Here is a 20471-nt window from a genome sequence, read left to right on the forward strand (position 1 = left end):
CGTTAGCCTTACTGATGAATGGAGATGGTACAGGTCGTACCGGCCACTAACGGTAAATCAGCGGGTACGTTCAGCAATTTTATCCGTACCGGTACGCGTTGCGCCAAGCGAACCCATGGCACGTTGGGTTTTACGTCCATTAATAAATCACTGCTGCTTTCAACACTCTGATCGTAAATAGCGCGGCCAATACTCTCCACCTCGCCTTGAAGTGGTATGTTGCCATTATATAAAACGATATCCGCTTTATTGCCTTCTTTTATATGTTTTAGCTTGGTTTCCTCAAAATAACCGAGCACATAAAACGAGTGCACATCGACCAGTGCGACCAACGGAGTGCCCACGCTGGCATAGTTTCCAACCCGAGTTTGTAAATTGGTGATATAGCCATCGGTAGGGGCATAAATTTTAGTTTTACTTAAATTCCATTTAGCCTGTTCCAGATTAGCTTGGGCAGCTTTATATGCGGCTTTCATTGCCTGGGCCGCTAAATTTGACTCGTCCATATCTTCAGCAGAAATAACATTTTTCGGCAGACCGCGGCGTCGAGCCGCCTCATGGTCAGCCTTGGCCATGTCGGATTGCGCTTTTGCCAATGCGGCCTCAGCATTGTCGAGTGCAATCTGGTATGGCACGGGGTCGATCGTAAAAATCAGACTTCCCGCAGGTATGAACTGATTGTCATGAACAGTTATTTTCTCTAATCTTCCAGAAACTTCTGGTGTGATATTGACGAGCTCGGCACGCACCTTTCCATCACGGGTCCACGGGGATTGCATATAATAATTCCAGAGCCACCAACCGGCACAGATGGCAATGGCGCAGACGATTACCGTAGAAAAGTATTTTAATGTTTTATGCGTCATGGGTTACCAACTCGCTAAAATCCACAGGGAGCCGCTGACGGCGATGACGAAAATAGACAAGTCCATCAGCATGGGGTGCCAAATTTCACCAGAATAAATCCAGTCTCGCAACAACTGGTGTACCAGCAGCCATAAAACGAGTCCGAGCAAAAAAGCCTTAAATATGGGCGGAAAATAAAGTGAAGCGCCCAGGACCAAATCGGGCAGAGGGGAAGAGGCATGGAGCCATGAAGTATTCACATTAACAATCCCGATGAGTGAATATGCTGAGTATTTGCATAGATAATAAACAATAACTGATCAAAATGGTGGCTATTTCCACAATATACATTATATACATTTGTGTTTTTAATGTGAGTTACTCAAAATAGTCTAAGCTCTGGGAGGGTATGTTAGCATGCTAATTATAAGGAGGGGGAAGTGGAGTCAACATTAGGTTCAGATCTAGCACGATTAGTTCGTGTTTGGCGCGCGCTCATTGATCATCGGCTCAAGCCGTTGGCGCTTACGCAAACACACTGGGTTACTCTGCACAGTATCAATCGTTTGCCGCCGGAGCAGTCACAGATTCAACTGGCCAAGGCGATCGGCATTGAGCAACCATCATTGGTTCGTACGTTGGACCAGCTGGAAGAGAAGGGGCTGATTACTCGCCACACCTGCGCCAACGACCGGCGTGCTAAGCGTATCAAACTGACTGAAGCGGCCGACCCCATTATCAGGGAAGTGGACAGCGTCATCAGCTCTACGCGTGGTGAGATTCTGAGTGGTATTAGCATTGATGAAGTGCAGCTGTTGGTTGGTTTGATTGATAAGCTGGAACAAAACATAACTGAACTGCAAAACAAACAATAAGATATTCTTTCTTTTTTACGATTAGATTTCACAGCATCGGAAATGAAACCGGAGGCCTCAAGCCTCCGGTTTTACTTGATACGCTAAGCTTACAGCGGGGATACGGTAATGGTGTCGCCAGTGCGAGCCATACGAACGCGTTGACCCGGGCTGAACTTGGTATCACCTGCCTTCTGAACCACCACGATGTTCTCTTTCTGGTCGGTTTTGATTTCCAGCTCGTAGCCTGAAGTACGACCGGCCGCTTCGCCGATGCTGTTACCTGCTACACCACCTGCCACTGCGCCTGCAGCTGTCGCCAAGCTACGACCTGTACCGCCACCCACGGTATTACCGAGGAAACCACCCAATACGGCACCACCAATTGCGCCAATGGTATTCGACGTTTCACTACCCTGGATCTTGACCGGACGCACTGAAACCAGCGTACCGTAAGTCACGGTTTGCACCTGTTTGGCCTGCGAAGCGGAATACACGTCGCCGGACATGGAATCATTAGCACACCCTGCCAGCGTAACTGCGGCGATAGCAACGACGAGAAGACGCTTGATCATATAAAACTCCTGTTGGTAGTAGTCCATAACCTGGGGAACCTTTCCAGGCCATATTCAGTGAAAAAGATAGATAAAGTATGGCGTAAACGTGCGGATATCACCATGACCTGTTACTGCACGCAGCTTAACTTTGCACTGTTCAACCAATAATAAACGGTGGTTTAGCTTTATAACAGTATAGGAAGAAATTCCGTCGCAAATTGAGCTGTTGTTTAGCTGTGGTTATCACTATTAGAGAATAGGCGAATAAACAGGCGTATTGCTCACAGAGGTGAAAAAAGACATCATAATTCATGGCGTTAATGTTTCAATTCTGGTTTATTTATCAAGTCAAAATTTTGCTTCCCCGTCTGGGGTAAGGGATGTTGCTATGAGGTCAGGCCGCTATATAGGTGTTATGTCTGGCACCAGTCTGGATGGCGTCGACGTGGTGCTTGCTGCGATCGACGGACGAGTGGTCGCGCAACAGGCCAGCTACAGCCATCCGATACCGATTCAACTAAAACAAGACATCCTTGGCATGTGCCAGGGGCAGCAAACCACGCTTTCTGCGGTGGGGCGTCTAGATGCTCAGCTTGGCACACTGTTTGGTGAGGCGGTGCTTGGCCTGCTGAAACAAACAGGTATGACGGCTCAAGACATTACTGCCATTGGTTGTCATGGGCAGACGGTATGGCATGAACCCGACGGGGATGCACGTTTCTCTATGCAACTGGGCGACAATAATCGTATCGCCGCGCTAACCAATATCACCACCGTTGGTGATTTTCGTCGGCGCGATATGGCTTACGGTGGCCAAGGTGCTCCGTTAGTGCCAGCCTTCCATCAGGCACTGTTGGCGCATCCGGTTGAGCGCCGTATGGTGCTCAACATTGGCGGGATTGCCAATCTTTCGATGCTATTGCCGGGGACACCGGTACGTGGTTTTGATACCGGGCCGGGCAATATGCTCATGGATGCCTGGATATGGCGTCATCGCTCCCAGGCTTACGATAAAGACGGTGGTTGGGCTATGGAAGGGCGTGTCTGCCTGCCATTGTTACAGCAAATGCTGTCCGATCCTTACTTTGCGCTGCCGGCGCCGAAAAGCACGGGTCGAGAGTATTTCAATGCGGCCTGGCTGGAACGTCAATTGGTGGGACTGGCGGCGGTCAGCCCCGTTGATGTGCAAACGACGTTGGCGGAGCTGACGGCGATCACCATCTGTGAACAGGTCCAGTTGGCGGGAGGGTGCGAGCGGCTGCTGGTTTGTGGTGGTGGGGCACGTAATCCGTTGCTGATGGCGCGGATGTCAGCATTGTTGCCTGGTACAGAGGTGTGCCTGACGGATGATTTCGGTATCAGCGGGGATGATATGGAAGCGTTGGCCTTTGCGTGGCTGGCGTTTCGTACGCTGTCCGGGCAGTCCGGCAATCTGCCTTCAGTCACCGGTGCAAGCTGTGAAACGCTGCTGGGTGGGATTTATCCGGTTTTGCCTTTAGGGGGGCGTTAGCTCTGTTAGGATAGAAATCGACAGGTTTCCCTAAGGAGCAATCGCATGAAAAAAATCATTATTTCTGCCGGCGTACTGGCACTGGCTGGCTGTAGCTATGTTTTACCGCAAAACAGCCAGACGTTACATTACCAATGTGGCACCACGCCGTTGACGGTGTCATTGGACGGTAAGGAGAGCACCGTCAGCATGTTGATGGACGGTGAACAGCTGAAGTTGAAACAGGTGCTGGCCATGTCCGGTGCCAAATACAGCGACGGCAAATACACCTTTTGGTCGAAGGGCCAAAACGCCTATCTTGAGCGTAATGGCAAAGTGATCATGAGCGACTGCACGCTGGCTAATTGATCCAGCGGTTGCGGCGTCAGAGCGATTGAGATCCTGACGCCGCTGGCGCAGAATAGAATCACGATTTTTCAGTTGGTTGATAACCGGATGATTGAAAATAATGAGTTTGATGTTGCGGACCTGCGCCGTGAATACACTCGTGGTGGCTTACGCCGCAACGATCTGACTGCTAATCCATTAACGCTGTTTGAACGCTGGCTGAAACAGGCCTGCGACGCGCGTTTGGCCGACCCAACAGCGATGTGTGTGGCGACCGTGGATGAGAACGGGCAACCCTACCAGCGTATTGTGCTGCTGAAGCATTATGATGACAAAGGACTGGTGTTCTACACCAATCTGGGAAGCCGTAAGGCGCAACAGCTAGCGAACAACCCACATATTAGCCTGCTATTCCCGTGGCACATGCTTGAGCGCCAAGTGATTTTCCTCGGCAAAGCAGAGCGGTTATCCACTCTCGAAGTCATGAAATACTTCGCCAGCCGACCGAAAGACAGCCAAATTGGCGCATGGGTGTCGCAGCAGTCATCACGTATTTCTGCGCGTGGAGTATTGGAAAGTAAATTCCTCGAGCTGAAGCAAAAATTCCAACAGGGCGAAGTACCGCTGCCGAGTTTCTGGGGCGGATTCCGGGTTAATTTCGATTCCGTCGAGTTTTGGCAGGGCGGCGCCAACCGTCTGCATGACCGTTTCTTGTATCAACGGGACGGGAATGACTGGAAAATTGACCGACTGGCACCCTGAAGACCGAAAATCCCCCTTAAGCGCTGGTACTGATGTCGCCAGCGCTTTATTCTATGCGTTATTCTGAATTTAATATTTCGCCAGTGGGCGAAAGGTCGTGTACCGACAAAGGTGCATTCGTTTATACATGGAGTCATTGATGGCAAGCAGCAACTTGATTAAACAACTGCAAGAGCGGGGCCTCGTTGCCCAGGTTACGGATGAGGAAGCGTTAGCAGAGCGACTGGCGCAAGGGCCAATTGCACTGTATTGCGGTTTCGATCCAACCGCTGACAGCTTGCATTTGGGCCATCTGGTTCCTCTGTTGTGCCTGAAGCGCTTCCAGCTTGCCGGTCACAAGCCGGTAGCGTTGGTGGGCGGTGCTACCGGCTTGATCGGTGACCCGAGCTTCAAAGCGGCTGAGCGCAAGCTCAATACCACCGAAACGGTGAACGAGTGGGTGGATAAAATCCGCAAACAGGTTTCTCCGTTCCTCGATTTCGACTGTGGTAGCAACAGCGCAATTGCCGCCAACAACTACGACTGGTTCGGCGGCATGAATGTGCTGACCTTCCTGCGTGATATTGGTAAGCATTTCTCCGTCAACCAAATGATCAACAAGGAAGCGGTGAAGCAGCGCCTGAACCGTGACGACTCGGGTATTTCGTTCACCGAGTTCTCCTATAACTTGCTGCAAGGTTTCGACTTCTCCGAACTGTACAACCGTCATCAGGTTGAACTGCAGATCGGCGGCTCTGATCAGTGGGGTAATATCACCTCCGGTATCGATTTGACCCGTCGTATGCACCAGCAGCAGGTCTTCGGCCTGACAGTACCGTTGATCACCAAAGCTGACGGGACCAAGTTCGGTAAGACCGAAGGCGGCGCGGTCTGGTTAGCGCCAGAAAAAACCAGTCCTTATAAGTTCTACCAGTTCTGGATCAACACGGCCGATGCTGACGTATACCGTTTCCTGAAGTTCTTTACCTTTATGGATCTGGCAGAAATCAACGCGCTGGAAGAAGAAGACAAGAACAGCGGCAAGGCGCCACGTGCGCAGTATGTGCTGGCGGAAGAAGTGACCGGTATGGTGCACGGTGCTGAAGGCCTGGCTGCGGCCAAGCGCATCACACAAAGCCTCTTCTCCGGCGCGCTGCACGACATGACCGAAGCGGACTTTGCCCAGTTGGCGCAAGACGGTATGCCTACGATCAAACTTGATGGCGATGCGGATCTGCAACAGGCGTTGGTGAATGCCGAATTGGTGCCTTCACGCGGCCAGGCGCGCACCATGATCGGTTCCAATGCGGTAACCATCAACGGTGAGAAACAGTCCAACGCGGAATACACCTTCAGCGATGCCGATCGCCTGTTCGGTCGCTACACACTTCTGCGTCGTGGTAAAAAACATTACTGCCTGGTGGATTGGAAGTAATCAAAATTGCAGCAAAGGGGCCCTCAGAGGCCCCTTTATTTTTAAGGCGTCAGGGCAGGTTTTTGATGAAAAACATTCTTTCTATTCAATCTCATGTTGTTTTTGGCCATGCAGGTAATAGTGCTGCAGAGTTTCCGATGCGTCGCATGGGGGTAAACGTTTGGCCACTGAATACCGTACAGTTTTCTAATCATACTCAGTATGGCAAATGGACCGGCTGCGTGATGCCAGCCAACCATCTGACGGAAATTGCACAAGGCATTGCCGATATTGATCAACTGAAGCATTGCGATGCCGTGCTGAGTGGCTATATCGGTTCACCGGAACAGGGCAGCCATATTCTGGATATCGTGCGTCAGGTCAAGCAGGCTAACCCGAACGCCTGGTACTTTTGCGATCCCGTGATGGGCCACCCGGAAAAGGGGTGCATTGTGGCACCCGGCGTGGCGGAGTTTCACTGTCAGCAGGCATTGCCATGCAGTGACATGATCGCTCCCAATCTGCTGGAGCTGGAATTGTTGAGCCAGCAGACTATCGCAAACGTTGACCAAGCGGTAAGTGCTGCGCGCGAATTAATTGCCAAAGGGCCGAAAGTGGTGTTGGTCAAGCATTTGAGTCGCGCAGGTTATCATGTTGACTGTTTTGAAATGTTGTTGGTCACGGCCGATCAGGCTTGGCACATTAGCCGCCCGCTAGTGGATTTTGGCTCGCGGCAGCCTGTGGGCGTGGGCGATCTGACCAGCGGCTTGCTGTTGGTTAATTTGCTGAAGGGTGAGGCGTTGGATAAAGCGTTGGAACACGTGACGGCAGCAGTCTATGAGGTCATGCTGACCACGCAGGCAATGGGTGAGTACGAGTTGCAGGTAGTGGCGGCGCAAGACCGCATCGTACAACCGACTTGCGAATTTAAAGCGGTAAGCGTTTAACCCTGATACAGCGCCCCGGCAAGTTTTCTCGCCGGGGCGTGGGGATTATTTCAGGCCTTCGGCACTCAGCGTTGCATCCACCGCCGGTCGTGCGGCGACGCGATCAAAATAAGCCGATAAATGGGCGCGTTTTTTGAGATCAAACTGCATAGCAATTGCCCAGCGCAGGATGGTGAACAGATACGCGTCAGCGACGCTAAAACGAGCCCCTAACAAGAAATGCTGCGTCGCCAGCACTGAATCCAGATAGTCGAACTGCTTATCCAGCTTCTCCCGTGAAAGGGTTTTGTATTCTTCCGGTGTTTTCGGGTTAAACAGCGGGCTGAAGCCTTTATGCAACTCCGTCGCGATATAGTTCAACCACTCAATGGCATGGTAGCGTGACAGCGTGCCTGCCGCCGGGATCAGCCCGCGATCCGGGACACGATCAGCAAGATATTGCACAATCGCTACGCCTTCAGTCAGCAAGCTGCCATCATCAAGCAGCAACGCCGGCACTTGTCCTTTCGGGTTGATTGTCAGGTAATCTGCACCGCTTTCGGTCTTCTTCAGCGCGAGATCAACCTTTTCCGCCGTAAAATCCAGGCCCGCCTCACGCAGAACGATATGAGGGGACAGCGAACAGGCACCGGCTTTATAGAACAGTTTCATCGGAAGCTCCTTGATAGTGATAAGTGACAGGCATGCTTAACCTCTGATCCTAGCTCTATAACGTCAAAATTACAGCGGGTTAACCGACAAAATTAACTTATCAATGCCGCTTCCGGTTCCAGTAGAGCCAGGGTAGCGGCAATTTGCTGCTGCAATGCTTGCGGTACGGTTTGCATTGGCGAGCGCAACTCATTGCGGATAAACCCTTGTTGAGCTAATGCAGCCTTGACCGGTGCGGGGTTAGGGAAACTGAACATTTGGTGGATCATCGGCAACAGTGAGTAGAAGTTTGCACGTGCGGCAATCAGATCTCCGTCGGCAACCTGCTGCACCAGCTGCACAAAGCGCTCCGGGTGAATATGCGCTGAGGCGGAGATGGCACCCGTGCCGCCCAGGCACAGCGTGGTGAGGATCAGATTATCTTCACCTGTCAGCACGTCTATCTCACCATCGTTAATGAGCGCCATGGTTGTGTCCGGATTACCGCCGCAGTCCTTAATGGCTTTTACCTGTGGATGGCGGGCGATCTGACGAAGGGTGGCCAGTTCGATCACAATACCGGTGCGTTGCGGAATGTTGTACAGGATAACCGGCACGTTTGAGGCGTCGGCAAGCTGGGTGAAATAGTCTACCAGACCACATTGCGACGGGCGGATGTAATAGGGCGCGGGGATCAGTACACCAGCAATGTCACGCAGTTGGATCGCCTGCTGCATTTGCAGTGTGTCACTCATGTTATTACCGGACAGCCCCATCACCACTTGATGGGCCGGTGTCACGGCCAGTACCGCGTCGAGCACTGCCAGCTGTTCGTCGTTGCTAAGCGCGGCCGCTTCACCGGTAGTACCGCAGACGACCAACCCGTCGACGCCAGAGGCGATCAAGTGTTGAGCCAGCCGTTGAGTCGCAGGCAGGTCGACGGCGCTGTTATTAAATGGGGTAACCAGTGCAACCCAAATACCGGAGAATGAGGCCATATTAATTTCCTTCAATGCGTGCAATAAGAAGCCAGATGAGAAAACAAGAGAGGAGACGAGTCGCGTACCGCCCTGTCAGCTCATCTGACGGGACACTACGCCCCAGTCAAATGAGCGTCTGTTTCTTCGAAATAACCGCCAACAAACCATCAAGGCGCAATGTCGACATCTGAGGAGCGTCATTGTTGTTGAGGTTGGCCATAGCAGTCTCATGAAAAGTGGATATGCGATGATAATGAATATTCTGCATGATGCTGTCAATTTACAACCGCTTGATAACACGGTTATTCATGATTACGACGGGCTGATGAGTTTGGCTAATAAACCATGGGGGAGCAAAACCCCGCCAAAGCGGGGTTTAGGGGCGCGTTAGCGAGGGCGGCGTGTGCTGTTGATTGAGGCTGTCCAGCTAAAGGTTTCCCCAGTAGGTTGAATGCGGTTGGCTTTGCGCTCGGCACGCGTCGCTTTTTCGATTTTTGCGCGGGCGGCGGTGATGCGCGCGACAATTTCGTCCTTGATCTTGTTATTTTCGGCATTGGTTAATGCCCGGCCGAGGCTTTTGCGTGCCTTGTCCAGCTCGGTTTTTACTTCACGTTGCTCGCTTTCCGTCATGTCTTTCAGCGTCAGTTTTTTCATTATCGTCGTAGCCTGGTCAGTGAAGATAGCTGTCAGTGTACAGCAATTAGTGAGCCGAAGATGCCGCTGCCTTAACGGAAATTCCAGACTGGGGAAATTATCTGGTCACACTTCTTCCAGCAAATCGCTAAGGAAGCGTCGCATACGTTCGGTGCGCTCTTGCGCCATTTTTTTTCCGATGGCGGTTTGAAAATCGTCTTGTAGCTTGAACAGCTTGGTTTCGAAGTGGTCCAGCGTAAAACGTTTATCGTCATACTGACGATGGTGTGCCAACGGGTCGGCTGCATCGTACAGTGCGCTGCGCATGCGTCCACCAATATAAAAGCAACGTGCCACGCCAACCATACCGATGGCGTCCAAACGGTCTGCGTCTTGTAGGATTTTTGCTTCCAGTGTCTCTGGAGTAATAGCGGCGGAAAAGCTGTGTGCCTCAATGGCGTGAGCGGTTTTGGCGATATCTTGCATGTCCCAACCCAGCTGGGTCAGTAGCAAACCGGCTTTTTCGGCCGCCATGCGTGAGGCCAGGTGCCGCTGTGGCGAATTCTTTTCCACTGCCACACAATCATGCAGTAATACGGCAGCACATAGAATGCGGCGGTCACCGCCTTCATGTTGACTGATCTTGCAGGTGTTTTTCCACACTCGGTGCAAATGAGCCACGTCATGTGAGCCATCATCGGAATCGAGAGTCAGTGGCAGCAATGCTTGCGCCAGTTCCTGATAGGGTGAGAACGGCTGTAGTAGTGCTTGCGGCAGGGAAGAATGCACGTTTTGTTCCTTGTTGTCGGACAGCATCAGATTATAACAGCCGTCAATGAGCCGGTTATGACAATGCAGCAAAAGAATTGTTTACTATACTGCAACGGACTATTGCCATAATTGCGGTTTTTGCACCGGAATAAGCAACTTACAATGGCCTTATTCCGGTCATCCCCGCTTGGTGTAAACCTGTGTCCGTGGGGTATGGCCGGGATATCCCGCTCACGCCACCGGAGAAATGTCATGCCAACGAATCTTGAAATTGTACGCGCTACTTATGAGGGCGGCAGTGCCGAAGATAATGGTCGCAACCTGCTGGCGGCGTTAGCGCCTGATGCGGAATGGACTGAAGCCGCAGGGTTCCCTTATGCCGGTACCTATATTGGCCCACAGGCGATCTTTAAAAATGTTCATCAGCGCTTAGGAACGGAATGGCAGGGTTATCGTGCGGATGTTGACCATTTCTATGATGCGGGTGAGAACGTGATTGCCCAAGGATTCTATCATGGTACTTATGGTGCCACCGGCAAGTCTTTCACCGCATCCTTTGCGCATATCTATCAGTTACGTGAGGGGAAAATTGTGAAGTTTGTGCAAATAGTAGACAGTGCGAAAGTACTCGAGGCCATGCAGAGCTAAAGGCCACTGTGCTTGCCAAATTTGCGATCGTACTCCCGTCGGTAACCGCGCGCTTTGTTACGATCGCGGATCCATAAATACCCGCATACCAGCGCAACGGCGCCTGAAAAGGTAATGTTGCGCATATCCCGGTCATAAAAAAACACCAACACAGCGTCCATCGCCGCGATAAAAGCAATCCACTTATACATATGGGATTGCCGTCGCGTGGCGGCGTTGAGGCGCTTTAACTGTCTGGCTTCGTGCATAACCGGTTTTTGTTGCATAACGTCTCGTCGGTAATAAATTTCTTAGTGGTAAATTAGCAGAATATTCCTGATGGCGGCAAAGCTTAACGCATGCAGCGCCTCTGTTTTTCTTGCCGTCGGTACCCTATTGAAATTTTTTGCGCTGACTGGCGAACGCTTCGGAATGCATGCTAGTTTATTTATGCAGCATTGTGGGGTATTTATTCATTTTGTTGAGGCGTATGAATCTGCGAACTGACGTCACAAAAATGCAGCACGATAGCGTTAATGTGAAAGGTTCGGAGCGTATTGGGCGGAATTGATAATAATTTAGCTTTTACGAAGGGGCATGATGAACAATAAAACAGTACGGCCAGAAGACGTAGTTCAGCAGCAACTTGATGCTTATAACGCGCGTGATATTGATGCTTTTATGGCGTGTTGGGCGGAAGATGCACAGTATTATGAGCATCCGGATACATTGTTGGCTAGCGGCAAGGCGGAGATCCGCGAGCGTCACATCACTCGTTTCAAAGAACCCAGTTTGTACGGTGAGCGTATTAAGCGAATGGCTTTGGGGAGCATGGTCATTGATCAGGAAGTGGTGACACGCAATTTCCCACAGGGGCGCGGCAAAATGAATGTGATCGCCATTTATGAGGTTGAACAGGGCAAAATTACGAAGGCTTGGTTCAAAATTGGCCCATGTGAGCTGGATGAGGGCGCTTTATAGCGCCCCAATCTCATAGCGCCACTACGGCCTCGATCTCAACGCTAACCAGCGGTGAGAATAGTGCGCTGACCGCAACCAGTGAACAGGCTGGCAGCGCACCATCGAAATAATCAAACAGCACTGGCCGAATGGTCTGTAGATCGCTGATATTAGTTAAAAATACCGTTATTTTAATCAGCGCTTTTAGATTTGTGCCTTCCGCTGCGGTGATGGTCGCCAACTGTTCCAAAATAGCTTGTGTTTGTTGTTGCGTTGCTTGCCCTTGTGCCTCAGTGGCAAATGCCGTCAACCCGGAAATATACAATGTATCCCCATGGCGTACAGCATGGACATAGGGGGCGCCTGGTGTGGGCAAATGCGGATAATTAATGCGCTTCAATGATGTCATGATAAAAACCCCGAGAGATTAATTAAAAAAATAAACAAACTTGGTTAGGATGGAACGGTGAACATCGGAAGTACGCTGAGATCTATTGATTCCTAATAGTATCACTAACATTCATTTATAACTGTGAAGGATATTTCAGGGTAATGAATCAGGCCTTAATTCCCTATATGCAACGTTGGCAGTTGCAGCCCGACGGCCAGGCTTTTGAAACCCACAGCAGCTTGCTCATGCCGGTACGGTATCAAGGTGCCCCAGCGATGTTGAAAATCGCGCGCGAACAGGAAGAAAAATTCGGCGGACTATTAATGTGCTGGTGGCAGGGTGAAGGCGCGGCGCAAGTTCTCGCGTGGCACGACGATGGCATTTTGTTAGAGCGTGCGCAAGGGACGCGTTCGTTGGCACAGATGGTTCGTGATGGTGACGATCAGCAGGCAACGGCAATCCTTTGTCAGGTGGTTGCCCGCCTGCATGAGCCTCGTTCTAAACCATTGCCAGATCTTATCCCCTTACACCAGTGGTTCAATTCTCTGTGGCCAGCGGCTCAGGCCCACGGTGGCATGCTACGCCTCAGTGCTAGCGTGGCGGCGGAATTGTTGACCAGTCCGCGCGAACAGAGTGTATTGCATGGTGATATACACCATGACAACGTGTTGGACTTCGGTGAACGCGGCTGGTTGGTGATTGACCCAAAACGTCTCTATGGCGAACGTGCCTTCGACTACGCCAATATCTTCTGCAACCCGAATTACGGTGTCGCGACCGATCCTGACATTTTTTCCCGCCGGGTTGAACAGGTTTGTCAATTGGGCGGGTTCGAACGGCAGCGATTGTTGCAGTGGATCCTCGCTTGGGCAGGCTTGTCCGCGGCCTGGTTTATGGAAGACGGCGAGGCGGCTGATATTGATTTTCGTGTTGCCGAGCAGGCAGCGCGAGCATTAGGTCTCACGCTACCGGAAGGCGACTTAGGGTTCATCCTGCCAATAATCGAGCGACGCTGAAGGGCGTTGTATGTAACGCACCTGTTCACCATCTCCATACTGGGCTGCCGCCAAAAACTTTCCTGAGTCCGGATATTCCACCAGTTCGGGCAGTTCACGGGTGCTGATGGAAAGATATTTCAACGGCGCGTCTGACGTGTTGATGATTTGATGCGGGTATTCCGGTCCCGGCGGGATAAAAATAACGTCGCCGCTTTTGATCGGCAGCTGCTCTCCGGCAACCCGCAAGGTACCGGTTCCCTCAAGTACAATGAACATTTCTTCCTGTGCATAGTGGAAATGATAAGGGCAGGAGCGCATGCCCGGCGCCACAACGTCGATGGATGCCCCCAATTTGTTGGCAGCAGTGCCGGTACCCAAGCGAGTACCTATGCTGTCATAGAGTGGCGGACGGTGATCGTGCGTTTTTTCAACCTGCTCAATATTACGGATCAGACGCTGAGCTAACAGTCTGGCTTGGTCATTCATAGATTATCTCGTGACGGTGTCACCTAATGGTTAACTATGGCGATGGAAAAACCATCCCAACCCTTACTGCCTACGGTCTGTAACGCGGTGGCACTGAGCCGAGGTTCATTGGCCATCATGTCAAAAAAACGTCGTACACCCTGAACCCGTTCGTCACGGCTTGTTGGATCGGTGACTGCGCCATCACGTACGACGTTGTCGCCAATAATCACTGTTCCAGGGCGAGATAACGCCAGCGCCCATCGCAAATAATCCGGATTATTGGGTTTGTCGGCATCAATAAATATCAGATCAAAAGGCGCTTCTTGCTGTAATTGTGGCAGGCTATCGAGAGCCGGACCGACTCGTAACACGACACATTCACTCAGTCCTGCGCGGGCAATATTTTGTCTGGCTATCTCAGCATGGCGTGGATCGGCTTCCAGCGTCACCAATAAGCCGCCCGGCGGTAATGCGCGTGCCAACCAAATGGTGCTGTAACCGCCTAAGGTACCAATTTCCAGAATACGCTTGGCATTCACCATCAGGGCAAACAGATGCAGCAATTTGCCCTGATTTGGCGCTACGTCGTGTTCAGGCAATCCTGCTGCACTGTTGGTAGCCAACGCATGCAACAGAGCGTCATCCTGTTCTACAAGTTTGTCGACGAGATAAGCGTCAACCTGTGCCCAGCGGTTACTGTCTTGCATTGTTCACCTGATGTTGTTGGCTATACCAGCCAGGTCGGCGTTTTGGTTGTGGCCAGAACAGAGCACCTTGGCCGCCGCCAGGTATTTGCCACACCGCGCAGTCATAAATAGTGAAGGCATCACCAAATTTATCTACGCGCAGGCCACAATATCCCTGCGCAATACCTTTCAGAGTGACTTTATCCAGCAATTGCTGACGCTCTGCACGGTCTGTCGGTGAAGCACTCAGTCGTGAAGGCAATGCTATAAATTCATCAAAGGAATAACCAAAGCAGTGCTGAGCACAGTGGTTGGCATAGACAAACAACGGATCGTCGCCATCTGCGTGAGCCAGCAAGCTGTAAGGCGCTTGCTGATGTAGCCAGGATAGTCGCTCGTCAGCGATTGTCTGTGGACCGGGTAAACCATCGCCTGTCCAGTGGCGGTAGGCGGCGTCTATTTGTTGAATCAGATCAATTTGCACGGAAGATGGCATAGTGGCTCCCTTAACGGTCCAGTATGGGCAACAAGCTTTCCCCACTCTCAGTTAAGCAGAAGATTGCCGAAGGGGAAAATGACGTTCGTATATCTGGCGCGCACATTTGTTCCAGACGCTCGTGAGGACATCTGCTATATGAAAGGTTGGCTTAACAAAAATAGGGTGGCGATGAGCAGCTGGATCGAATTAAAGAAAGACCGGCCGACTGGTATAGAGTTGATTCGTGCCCATTTTGGCGGGCATGCGCATGCCTATGATCCCCACTGGCATGATGATTACCTGGTGGGGGTCACCGAACAGGGGGTACAGCAGTTCCATTGCCGGAGCCAACGTCATCGCAGTACGCCGGGGCAGGTGTTTTTGCTGGAGCCTGGAGAGCTGCATGACGGTGATGCACCGGCAGAAGAGGGTTTTACCTACCAGATGCTGTACCTCAATCCACAATGGTTGGATTTGCAGCTACGTCAGTTATTTGCCGAAGTTCCTGACAGCTTCTGCCTCAGTTTCGCTGCCACGTTATCCGACGATCGGCTCCTGGCGCAGGTGACGATGCGGGCTTTCTCGCAGTTACAGCAACCGGTTGAGGGCGAATTACAGCGTCAATTTGCGTTGGATAACCTGCTGTGTGCACTGACCCGTCATGTGCATTGGCGACGATCGTTACCGAGTGAAACCTCCGGTTATCAGGCGCGGCGAATTCGCGATTATCTTCATGCCAACAGCCATCAGGATATTCGTATGGAAACGCTGACAGCGTTAACCGGGCTGGATCGATTCCGACTGACCCGCTTGTTTCGCCAGACTTATGGTTTGCCGCCACATGCGTATTTGGTCCAGCTTCGGTTGGCGCAGGCGCGGCGGCTGTTAGCCACAGGAGCAAAACCCGTTGACGTTGCAGCACAGCTGGGTTTTGCCGATCAAAGTCATCTGGGCCGCTGGTTCCAGCGCGCCTATCGCCTCACACCAGCGCATTACCGGAAACAGTGCACAAATCTTCCAGATTAAGCCACTGCGGCTGGGTATCCTGCAGGCTTACTTATCGACAGGAAACCCAATGATGGAAGATCTCTCCTCAAAAACAACTCTCGCCGAGCGCTGTGTAATTGTGCTTAATCAAGACTTGCCGCTGGGTAATATTGCCAATGCGGCAGCGGTACTGGCGCTCACGCTGGGACAGCGTCATCCGATGCTGGTGGGTGAGGTATTGGCTGACAGTCATGGGCAATGTTGGCCGGGGTTGATCCCGATAGGCATCAGTGTGCTGGCTGCCAGTGAGGAACAGTTGAGCGCATTGTTGCAACAACCGCACGCAACGGAGGTCGACCGTATCCTGTTCCCGGTTGATGGCCAGCAAACGACCAATTATGCCCAATTCCTTGCGAGCGTCGCCAACCGGCCAAGTTCCGAATGGCGTCTATTGGGCATCGCCTTGGCCGGTGAGAAGAAAACCGTGCGTAAGTTGACAGCTAAACTCAATTTGTTGAGTTAGTTGTCCGTTGCGGCAACGACAAGATGATATGAGCGAGCGCGCCACCAATAATTCCCCAAAATGCAGAACCCACACCGAGCAAGGTCACACCGGACGCGGTGATCAGGAAGGCGATCAGTGCGGCGTCACGCTGCTTTTCATCTTGCAGTGCGCGTTGCAAACTGCCTGCGATAGTGCCCAGCAGTGCAAGTCCGGCAATGGTATGGATGAGCGCTGTAGGCAATGCGCTGAACAGCATGCTGATAACTCCGCCGAACAACCCGGCCAGTAGGTAAAATCCCCCGGCTGCCACCGCAGCCATATAGCGACGCTGTGGGTTCGGGTGTACGTCTGGGCCCATGCAGATGGCGGCGGTAATTGCGGCAATGCATACCGAAAACCCGCCAAACGGTGCTAACAACAGGGCAACCAGCGCCGTCCAACTGATCAGCGGTGAAGTGGGAACGCTGTAGCCAGCGGCCTTTAGTGTGGCAATTCCGGGGGCGTTTTGTGACGCCATGGTAACCACAAAGAACGGCACGCCAATCCCCAGCAGTGTCGACCAGCTAAAATGCGGTGTCATAAATTCCGGTATGGCAAGGGTCAGTGGTTGCTGTGAAAGATGAATATTGCCTTGCAGCGCTGCAATAGCCAGTCCGGCCAGCAGCGTTAACACAATCGCATAACGCGCCAAATAGCGGCGGGTGACTAAATATACTAACCCCATCCCCGCGCTGAGCACGAAATTGACCTGAAATGACGCGAAGGCGTCGAGACCAAAGCGCAGCAGAATCCCTGCTAACATCGCCGCCGAAATTGCTTGTGGAATATAATCCATGAGCCGGGCGAACAACCCAGTGACACCGCACAGCAGGATCAACCCGGACGCAAAGATAAACACGCCAATGGCTTCGTTGATCGGCGTACCGGGCAGACTGGTTACCAGCAGTGCCGCACCGGGAGTCGACCAGGCGGTTAAAATGGGTGTGCGGTAATACAAAGAAAGTCCCAGGGAAGTTACTCCCATCCCCAGGCCTAACATGCTTAACCAACCGCCGATCTGCAATGGTGTCGCCCCGGCGGCGGCGGCGGCCTGGAAGATAATGGCAGCAGAGCTGGTGTAGCCTACCAAAACCGCAACAAACCCAGCCATGACAGCGGGCAAAGACAGGTGACGCAGAGAGATGGCAGGGCGCATAGCACACTCCGATAGCAGTTGTGCGTTATAACGCACGGAGGGAGTGAGCATAGCATCGTGCGTTATAGCGCACAAGTGGCTATAATCAGCCAGAATTTCAGGGGAGACAAACATGCAGGAACTGTCCAGTCATCTGGCTCAGACACTCCGATCTTTGCGTATGCATCGCGGCTGGAGCCTGGCCCAGGCAGCTGAAAATACCGGTGTCAGTAAGGCCATGCTCGGACAGATAGAGCGCGGCGAATCCAGCCCGACGGTGGCGACACTGTGGAAGATAGCAACGGGCTTTAATGTGGCATTTTCTGCTTTTTTGGAAATATCACCGTTGCAACAGCAGGCGACACTGCACCGTTATGGTGATGCGCCAGTGTTCAATCAGAACAACGCCGATATGCGAGTCGTACCACTGTTTCCGTTCGATCGGCAACTGGGCTTTGATATGTTTGTTATCGATCTGGCCCCAGGAGCACTCAGCGAGTCTTCAGCGCATGAACCGGGGGTGATTGAGCATGTGATTGTCATCAGTGGTGAACTGGAGCTGGCGGTTGACGGGCAGTGGTATTCGCTGGCAAGCGGCGATGCGATGCGCTTTCAGGCCGATCGCCCACATGCCTACCGCAATGCCAGTCAGCAAAGCGTACGTATACATGATCTGATCCACTATCCTAAATTTTGACTCAACGGTAGGGGCACAAGCTTTGACTCTGTGTTGTCAAACACCTACTTTATTGAAAATGAGTCTTATTTATCCAAGAGAGGGAGCTTGATTTTGACGGTCACTAATCGACGCCAGTTTATTAAACTCAGTGCACAAACCGCAGGAGCCGTATTCGCGATGACTTCATTACCCAACAGTATCCGCCTGGCGATGGCAGCAGAAGGGGGCATTCATGCCACCGATGAGTTCCTGTGGCTGGAAGAGTTGCAGGGCAAGGCCGCACAGACGTGGATAAAACAGGAAAACCAGCGTACCACTGCTCGCTTTGCTCAAAGCGCAGACTTCCGGCAGGTGGAAACGCAGGTGTTGGACATCCTGAATAAAGACAGCCAAATTCCGTGGGTCGCCAAACGCGGCAATTACTATTACAACTTTTGGCAGGATCAAACCAACCCGCGAGGCTTATGGCGACGGACCACGCTTCAGGAGTACCGTAAAGCCAAACCCGCCTGGGAAACGGTGTTGGATATCGATGCGCTGGGCAAGGCAGAGGGCAAAGACTGGGTATTCCACGGTTCACAATCACTGGCACCCGAATACCGTTATTGCCTGGTAGAGCTGTCACCGGACGGAGGCGACGCCACTGAGATTCGCGAGTTTGACCTTGTCAGCAAACAGTTTGTGAAAGACGGCTTTGCCTTGTCAGTGGCGAAAAGCCAGGCTTCGTGGATTGATAAGGACACGTTGTTTGTCGCCACCGATTTTGGTGCGGGATCGATGACCCAGTCCGGTTATGCGCGCATTGCCAAGCGCTGGAAGCGCGGTACACCTTTGAGTACCGCCCAGACGCTGTATGAAGCGCAGCCACAGGACATGGCAGTGTTTGCCTATCACGACCACACGCCGGGGTTTGAACGGAACTACGTGGGTCGCAACCTGGATTTCTACCGCCGTGAAACCTATCTGCTGACCGCGCAAGACCAACAGGTCAAAATTGATATTCCCGCTGACGCTGAGTTCAGCACGCACCGTGAGTGGTTGTTGATTAAACCGAGCAGCGACTGGGACGTTGGCGGTGTGCGTTATCCTTCCGGCGCTCTGCTGGCGACCCATTTTGATGATTATTTAGCGGGCAAGCGTGAGCTGACAGTATTATTCACCCCGACGGCACAGGCTGCGCTGAGTGGTTACAGCACCACGCGCGACCATTTGATCCTCAGTATCATGGACAATGTGGTCAACCGATTGGAAGTACTGACGCCACAGGGCACAACCTGGCAACGCAAACCGCTGGGCAAACCTGGGGCGATCAGCACCATTTCGGCCGGTGGTATTGATGATGAAACCAACGATTATTTCCTGACCATCAGCGGATTCCTGCAACCAACTTCGCTGTATCTGGGCAATCTCGATGGCGGTGACGCCGAACTGTTGAAGCAGGGGCCACAGGACTTTGATGCCAGCGGTTATCAGGTCAGCCAGCATTTCGCTGCTTCTAAAGACGGTACACAGGTACCGTATTTCCAGATCGCGGCCAAGGGCATTAAATTGGATGGCAGCAACCCGACGCTGTTGTACGGCTATGGCGGATTCGAAGTGTCGTTGTTACCGGGCTATATGGGTGCGAAGGCACCGACCTGGCTTGAACGTGGTGGCGTATATGTAGTGGCGAATATCCGTGGTGGCGGCGAATATGGTCCCGCCTGGCATCAGGCTGCGCTAAAACAAAACCGCCACCGGGCTTATGAAGATTTTGCCGCCGTGGCACAGGATTTGATTGCCCGAAAAGTGACATCGTCACAACATCTGGGTGCGCGTGGTGGGAGCAATGGGGGGTTATTGGTAGGTAATATGCTGACACTTTACCCGCAGTTGTTTGGGTGTATTGTCTGTGAAGTGCCACTGCTGGATATGCAACGGTATACCCAGTTGTCTGCTGGTGCGTCGTGGATCGCTGAATATGGCGACCCGAGCAAACCGGAAGAGTGGGCCTACATCAAAACCTTCTCGCCGTATCACAATATCAAAGCCGGTGTGTCCTACCCGCCAGTGCTGTTTTACACCGCCACCAGTGACGACCGGGTTAACCCATCACATGCACGTAAAATGGCGGCTCGCATGCAGAATATGGGCTACCAGCAGGTCTACTTCTATGAAAACACAGAGGGTGGGCACAGTGCTGCGGCGGATAAAAAACAGTCCGCGTTTCATGGGGCATTGGTCAGTGAGTTCATGTGGGTCAATCTGAGCGCTAAAGCCACTGTTTGAGCCGCATAAAAAAGCCGGGGCAAATTAATGCCCCGGCTTT

At 52.2% G+C, this 20471-nt stretch carries 26 protein-coding genes; 13 read left to right on the plus strand and 13 right to left on the minus strand.

Features of this window, described 5'->3' with window-relative positions:
• Positions 1-8: 8 nt before the first annotated feature.
• A complete protein-coding gene (locus SGBXF1_RS11095) occupies positions 9-866 on the minus strand; it encodes an efflux RND transporter periplasmic adaptor subunit (protein ID WP_037418730.1) in 858 nt (285 codons plus the stop codon).
• A 3-nt stretch (positions 867-869) separates the two neighbouring features.
• On the minus strand, positions 870-1106 hold the full coding sequence (locus SGBXF1_RS11100; RefSeq protein WP_073963435.1) for a DUF1656 domain-containing protein: 237 nt from the start codon (positions 1104-1106) through the stop codon (positions 870-872).
• A 180-nt stretch (positions 1107-1286) separates the two neighbouring features.
• Between SGBXF1_RS11100 and slyA the strand changes: the two genes are divergently transcribed.
• Positions 1287-1721, plus strand: a complete 435-nt coding sequence (gene slyA / locus SGBXF1_RS11105; protein ID WP_037418732.1) for a transcriptional regulator SlyA — start codon at positions 1287-1289, stop codon at positions 1719-1721.
• Between the two features lie 89 nt (positions 1722-1810).
• On the opposite strand, the gene SGBXF1_RS11110 is transcribed toward slyA, so the two are convergent.
• Positions 1811-2275, minus strand: coding sequence for an outer membrane lipoprotein (locus tag SGBXF1_RS11110; RefSeq protein WP_026142354.1), 465 nt, complete (start codon positions 2273-2275; stop codon positions 1811-1813).
• Positions 2276-2645: 370 nt separating this feature from the next.
• Here SGBXF1_RS11110 and anmK point away from each other — a divergent pair, with 370 nt between their 5' ends.
• The 5 genes from anmK to pdxY all read left to right on the plus strand — a co-directional run bounded on the left by anmK (position 2646) and on the right by pdxY (position 7196).
• Positions 2646-3767, plus strand: coding sequence for an anhydro-N-acetylmuramic acid kinase (gene anmK, locus SGBXF1_RS11115; RefSeq protein WP_037418734.1), 1122 nt, complete (start codon positions 2646-2648; stop codon positions 3765-3767).
• Positions 3768-3812: 45 nt separating this feature from the next.
• Entirely contained in the window at positions 3813-4115 is a 303-nt protein-coding gene (locus SGBXF1_RS11120) for an MliC family protein (protein WP_037418736.1), read from the plus strand.
• 87 nt (positions 4116-4202) lie between these two features.
• Complete coding sequence (gene pdxH / locus SGBXF1_RS11125) at positions 4203-4856, plus strand: pyridoxamine 5'-phosphate oxidase (protein ID WP_037418739.1); 654 nt, start codon at positions 4203-4205, stop codon at positions 4854-4856.
• A 139-nt stretch (positions 4857-4995) separates the two neighbouring features.
• Positions 4996-6270 carry a tyrosine--tRNA ligase gene (gene tyrS, locus SGBXF1_RS11130; protein ID WP_037418742.1) on the plus strand — a complete coding sequence of 425 codons (1275 nt, stop codon included), beginning with the start codon at positions 4996-4998 and terminating at the stop codon, positions 6268-6270.
• A gap of 65 nt (positions 6271-6335) precedes the next feature.
• Positions 6336-7196, plus strand: coding sequence for a pyridoxal kinase PdxY (gene pdxY / locus SGBXF1_RS11135; RefSeq protein WP_186428370.1), 861 nt, complete (start codon positions 6336-6338; stop codon positions 7194-7196).
• Positions 7197-7241: 45 nt separating this feature from the next.
• Here pdxY and gstA read toward each other — a convergent pair whose 3' ends face one another.
• The 4 genes from gstA to SGBXF1_RS11155 form a co-directional block, all read right to left on the minus strand.
• Positions 7242-7847: a glutathione transferase GstA gene (gstA, locus tag SGBXF1_RS11140; protein WP_037418749.1), complete on the minus strand. Its 606-nt coding sequence runs from the start codon at positions 7845-7847 to the stop codon at positions 7242-7244.
• A 92-nt stretch (positions 7848-7939) separates the two neighbouring features.
• Positions 7940-8824, minus strand: coding sequence for a 4-hydroxy-tetrahydrodipicolinate synthase (gene dapA / locus SGBXF1_RS11145; RefSeq protein ID WP_186428371.1), 885 nt, complete (start codon positions 8822-8824; stop codon positions 7940-7942).
• A gap of 369 nt (positions 8825-9193) precedes the next feature.
• The gene (gene yjbD, locus SGBXF1_RS11150) at positions 9194-9460 is read right to left on the minus strand and encodes a DUF3811 domain-containing protein (protein ID WP_037418754.1); all 267 of its coding nucleotides are present in this window, start codon (positions 9458-9460) and stop codon (positions 9194-9196) included.
• 105 nt (positions 9461-9565) lie between these two features.
• Positions 9566-10228, minus strand: a complete 663-nt coding sequence (locus SGBXF1_RS11155) for an HD domain-containing protein (RefSeq protein WP_420329898.1) — start codon at positions 10226-10228, stop codon at positions 9566-9568.
• Positions 10229-10462: 234 nt separating this feature from the next.
• Here SGBXF1_RS11155 and SGBXF1_RS11160 point away from each other — a divergent pair, with 234 nt between their 5' ends.
• The gene (locus SGBXF1_RS11160) at positions 10463-10858 is read left to right on the plus strand and encodes a nuclear transport factor 2 family protein (protein ID WP_186428373.1); all 396 of its coding nucleotides are present in this window, start codon (positions 10463-10465) and stop codon (positions 10856-10858) included.
• Here SGBXF1_RS11160 and SGBXF1_RS11165 read toward each other — a convergent pair.
• Complete coding sequence (locus tag SGBXF1_RS11165; RefSeq protein ID WP_037418759.1) at positions 10855-11124, minus strand: hypothetical protein; 270 nt, start codon at positions 11122-11124, stop codon at positions 10855-10857. The genes SGBXF1_RS11160 and SGBXF1_RS11165 overlap by 4 nt on opposite strands.
• Positions 11125-11437: 313 nt before the next feature.
• Between SGBXF1_RS11165 and SGBXF1_RS11170 the strand changes: the two genes are divergently transcribed.
• Positions 11438-11818 (plus strand): nuclear transport factor 2 family protein, encoded by a 381-nt coding sequence (locus SGBXF1_RS11170; protein ID WP_186428492.1) that lies wholly within the window; start codon positions 11438-11440, stop codon positions 11816-11818.
• Between the two features lie 10 nt (positions 11819-11828).
• On the opposite strand, the gene SGBXF1_RS11175 is transcribed toward SGBXF1_RS11170, so the two are convergent.
• Positions 11829-12206 (minus strand): RidA family protein, encoded by a 378-nt coding sequence (locus tag SGBXF1_RS11175; protein ID WP_186428374.1) that lies wholly within the window; start codon positions 12204-12206, stop codon positions 11829-11831.
• Between the two features lie 143 nt (positions 12207-12349).
• On the opposite strand from SGBXF1_RS11175, the gene SGBXF1_RS11180 reads away from it, so the two are divergent.
• A complete protein-coding gene (locus SGBXF1_RS11180; RefSeq protein WP_037418767.1) occupies positions 12350-13204 on the plus strand; it encodes an aminoglycoside phosphotransferase family protein in 855 nt (284 codons plus the stop codon).
• Here the strand turns inward: SGBXF1_RS11180 and SGBXF1_RS11185 are convergent.
• The 3 genes from SGBXF1_RS11185 to SGBXF1_RS11195 are packed head-to-tail and all read right to left on the minus strand — an operon-like array spanning position 13169 to position 14836.
• Positions 13169-13672, minus strand: coding sequence for a cupin domain-containing protein (locus SGBXF1_RS11185; RefSeq protein ID WP_186428375.1), 504 nt, complete (start codon positions 13670-13672; stop codon positions 13169-13171). The two genes, SGBXF1_RS11180 and SGBXF1_RS11185, sit on opposite strands and share 36 nt — an antisense overlap.
• 23 nt (positions 13673-13695) lie before the next feature.
• Positions 13696-14361 carry an O-methyltransferase gene (locus tag SGBXF1_RS11190; RefSeq protein ID WP_061807535.1) on the minus strand — a complete coding sequence of 222 codons (666 nt, stop codon included), beginning with the start codon at positions 14359-14361 and terminating at the stop codon, positions 13696-13698.
• Entirely contained in the window at positions 14348-14836 is a 489-nt protein-coding gene (locus SGBXF1_RS11195) for an MEKHLA domain-containing protein (protein WP_186428376.1), read from the minus strand. The genes SGBXF1_RS11190 and SGBXF1_RS11195 overlap by 14 nt, the downstream gene beginning before the upstream one ends.
• A 138-nt stretch (positions 14837-14974) precedes the next feature.
• Between SGBXF1_RS11195 and SGBXF1_RS11200 the strand changes: the two genes are divergently transcribed.
• Both SGBXF1_RS11200 and SGBXF1_RS11205 read left to right on the plus strand, forming a co-directional pair.
• The gene (locus SGBXF1_RS11200) at positions 14975-15844 is read left to right on the plus strand and encodes an AraC family transcriptional regulator (RefSeq protein ID WP_238321028.1); all 870 of its coding nucleotides are present in this window, start codon (positions 14975-14977) and stop codon (positions 15842-15844) included.
• A 49-nt stretch (positions 15845-15893) separates the two neighbouring features.
• A complete protein-coding gene (locus tag SGBXF1_RS11205; protein ID WP_238321029.1) occupies positions 15894-16328 on the plus strand; it encodes a DUF2000 domain-containing protein in 435 nt (144 codons plus the stop codon).
• Here SGBXF1_RS11205 and SGBXF1_RS11210 read toward each other — a convergent pair.
• The gene (locus tag SGBXF1_RS11210; RefSeq protein ID WP_186428377.1) at positions 16312-17505 is read right to left on the minus strand and encodes a benzoate/H(+) symporter BenE family transporter; all 1194 of its coding nucleotides are present in this window, start codon (positions 17503-17505) and stop codon (positions 16312-16314) included. The genes SGBXF1_RS11205 and SGBXF1_RS11210 overlap by 17 nt on opposite strands.
• A gap of 112 nt (positions 17506-17617) precedes the next feature.
• On the opposite strand from SGBXF1_RS11210, the gene SGBXF1_RS11215 reads away from it, so the two are divergent.
• Positions 17618-18181: a helix-turn-helix domain-containing protein gene (locus tag SGBXF1_RS11215; RefSeq protein WP_186428378.1), complete on the plus strand. Its 564-nt coding sequence runs from the start codon at positions 17618-17620 to the stop codon at positions 18179-18181.
• 159 nt (positions 18182-18340) lie between these two features.
• The gene (locus SGBXF1_RS11220; protein WP_186428379.1) at positions 18341-20431 is read left to right on the plus strand and encodes a prolyl oligopeptidase family serine peptidase; all 2091 of its coding nucleotides are present in this window, start codon (positions 18341-18343) and stop codon (positions 20429-20431) included.
• Positions 20432-20471 lie beyond the last annotated feature (40 nt).

The organism is Serratia grimesii (genome assembly GCF_900186025.1).
GTDB lineage: Bacteria > Pseudomonadota > Gammaproteobacteria > Enterobacterales > Enterobacteriaceae > Serratia > Serratia grimesii.

What these genes read in the sequence shown, in the direction of transcription:
- yjbD (WP_037418754.1), bottom strand. Translation starts at nt 9,460, where the DNA reads ATGAAAAAACTGACGCTGAAAGACATGACGGAAAGCGAGCAACGTGAA.
- SGBXF1_RS11185 (WP_186428375.1), bottom strand. Translation starts at nt 13,672, where the DNA reads ATGAATGACCAAGCCAGACTGTTAGCTCAGCGTCTGATCCGTAATATT.
- pdxH (WP_037418739.1), top strand. Translation starts at nt 4,203, where the DNA reads ATGATTGAAAATAATGAGTTTGATGTTGCGGACCTGCGCCGTGAATAC.
- SGBXF1_RS11110 (WP_026142354.1), bottom strand. Translation starts at nt 2,275, where the DNA reads ATGATCAAGCGTCTTCTCGTCGTTGCTATCGCCGCAGTTACGCTGGCA.
- SGBXF1_RS11215 (WP_186428378.1), top strand. Translation starts at nt 17,618, where the DNA reads ATGCAGGAACTGTCCAGTCATCTGGCTCAGACACTCCGATCTTTGCGT.
- SGBXF1_RS11195 (WP_186428376.1), bottom strand. Translation starts at nt 14,836, where the DNA reads ATGCCATCTTCCGTGCAAATTGATCTGATTCAACAAATAGACGCCGCC.
- SGBXF1_RS11205 (WP_238321029.1), top strand. Translation starts at nt 15,894, where the DNA reads ATGATGGAAGATCTCTCCTCAAAAACAACTCTCGCCGAGCGCTGTGTA.
- SGBXF1_RS11095 (WP_037418730.1), bottom strand. Translation starts at nt 866, where the DNA reads ATGACGCATAAAACATTAAAATACTTTTCTACGGTAATCGTCTGCGCC.
- SGBXF1_RS11200 (WP_238321028.1), top strand. Translation starts at nt 14,975, where the DNA reads ATGAAAGGTTGGCTTAACAAAAATAGGGTGGCGATGAGCAGCTGGATC.
- SGBXF1_RS11170 (WP_186428492.1), top strand. Translation starts at nt 11,438, where the DNA reads ATGAACAATAAAACAGTACGGCCAGAAGACGTAGTTCAGCAGCAACTT.
- dapA (WP_186428371.1), bottom strand. Translation starts at nt 8,824, where the DNA reads ATGGCCTCATTCTCCGGTATTTGGGTTGCACTGGTTACCCCATTTAAT.
- SGBXF1_RS11190 (WP_061807535.1), bottom strand. Translation starts at nt 14,361, where the DNA reads ATGCAAGACAGTAACCGCTGGGCACAGGTTGACGCTTATCTCGTCGAC.
- anmK (WP_037418734.1), top strand. Translation starts at nt 2,646, where the DNA reads ATGAGGTCAGGCCGCTATATAGGTGTTATGTCTGGCACCAGTCTGGAT.
- SGBXF1_RS11210 (WP_186428377.1), bottom strand. Translation starts at nt 17,505, where the DNA reads ATGCGCCCTGCCATCTCTCTGCGTCACCTGTCTTTGCCCGCTGTCATG.
- SGBXF1_RS11120 (WP_037418736.1), top strand. Translation starts at nt 3,813, where the DNA reads ATGAAAAAAATCATTATTTCTGCCGGCGTACTGGCACTGGCTGGCTGT.
- SGBXF1_RS11160 (WP_186428373.1), top strand. Translation starts at nt 10,463, where the DNA reads ATGCCAACGAATCTTGAAATTGTACGCGCTACTTATGAGGGCGGCAGT.
- pdxY (WP_186428370.1), top strand. Translation starts at nt 6,336, where the DNA reads ATGAAAAACATTCTTTCTATTCAATCTCATGTTGTTTTTGGCCATGCA.
- SGBXF1_RS11165 (WP_037418759.1), bottom strand. Translation starts at nt 11,124, where the DNA reads ATGCAACAAAAACCGGTTATGCACGAAGCCAGACAGTTAAAGCGCCTC.
- gstA (WP_037418749.1), bottom strand. Translation starts at nt 7,847, where the DNA reads ATGAAACTGTTCTATAAAGCCGGTGCCTGTTCGCTGTCCCCTCATATC.
- tyrS (WP_037418742.1), top strand. Translation starts at nt 4,996, where the DNA reads ATGGCAAGCAGCAACTTGATTAAACAACTGCAAGAGCGGGGCCTCGTT.
- SGBXF1_RS11220 (WP_186428379.1), top strand. Translation starts at nt 18,341, where the DNA reads ATGACTTCATTACCCAACAGTATCCGCCTGGCGATGGCAGCAGAAGGG.
- SGBXF1_RS11175 (WP_186428374.1), bottom strand. Translation starts at nt 12,206, where the DNA reads ATGACATCATTGAAGCGCATTAATTATCCGCATTTGCCCACACCAGGC.
- SGBXF1_RS11180 (WP_037418767.1), top strand. Translation starts at nt 12,350, where the DNA reads ATGAATCAGGCCTTAATTCCCTATATGCAACGTTGGCAGTTGCAGCCC.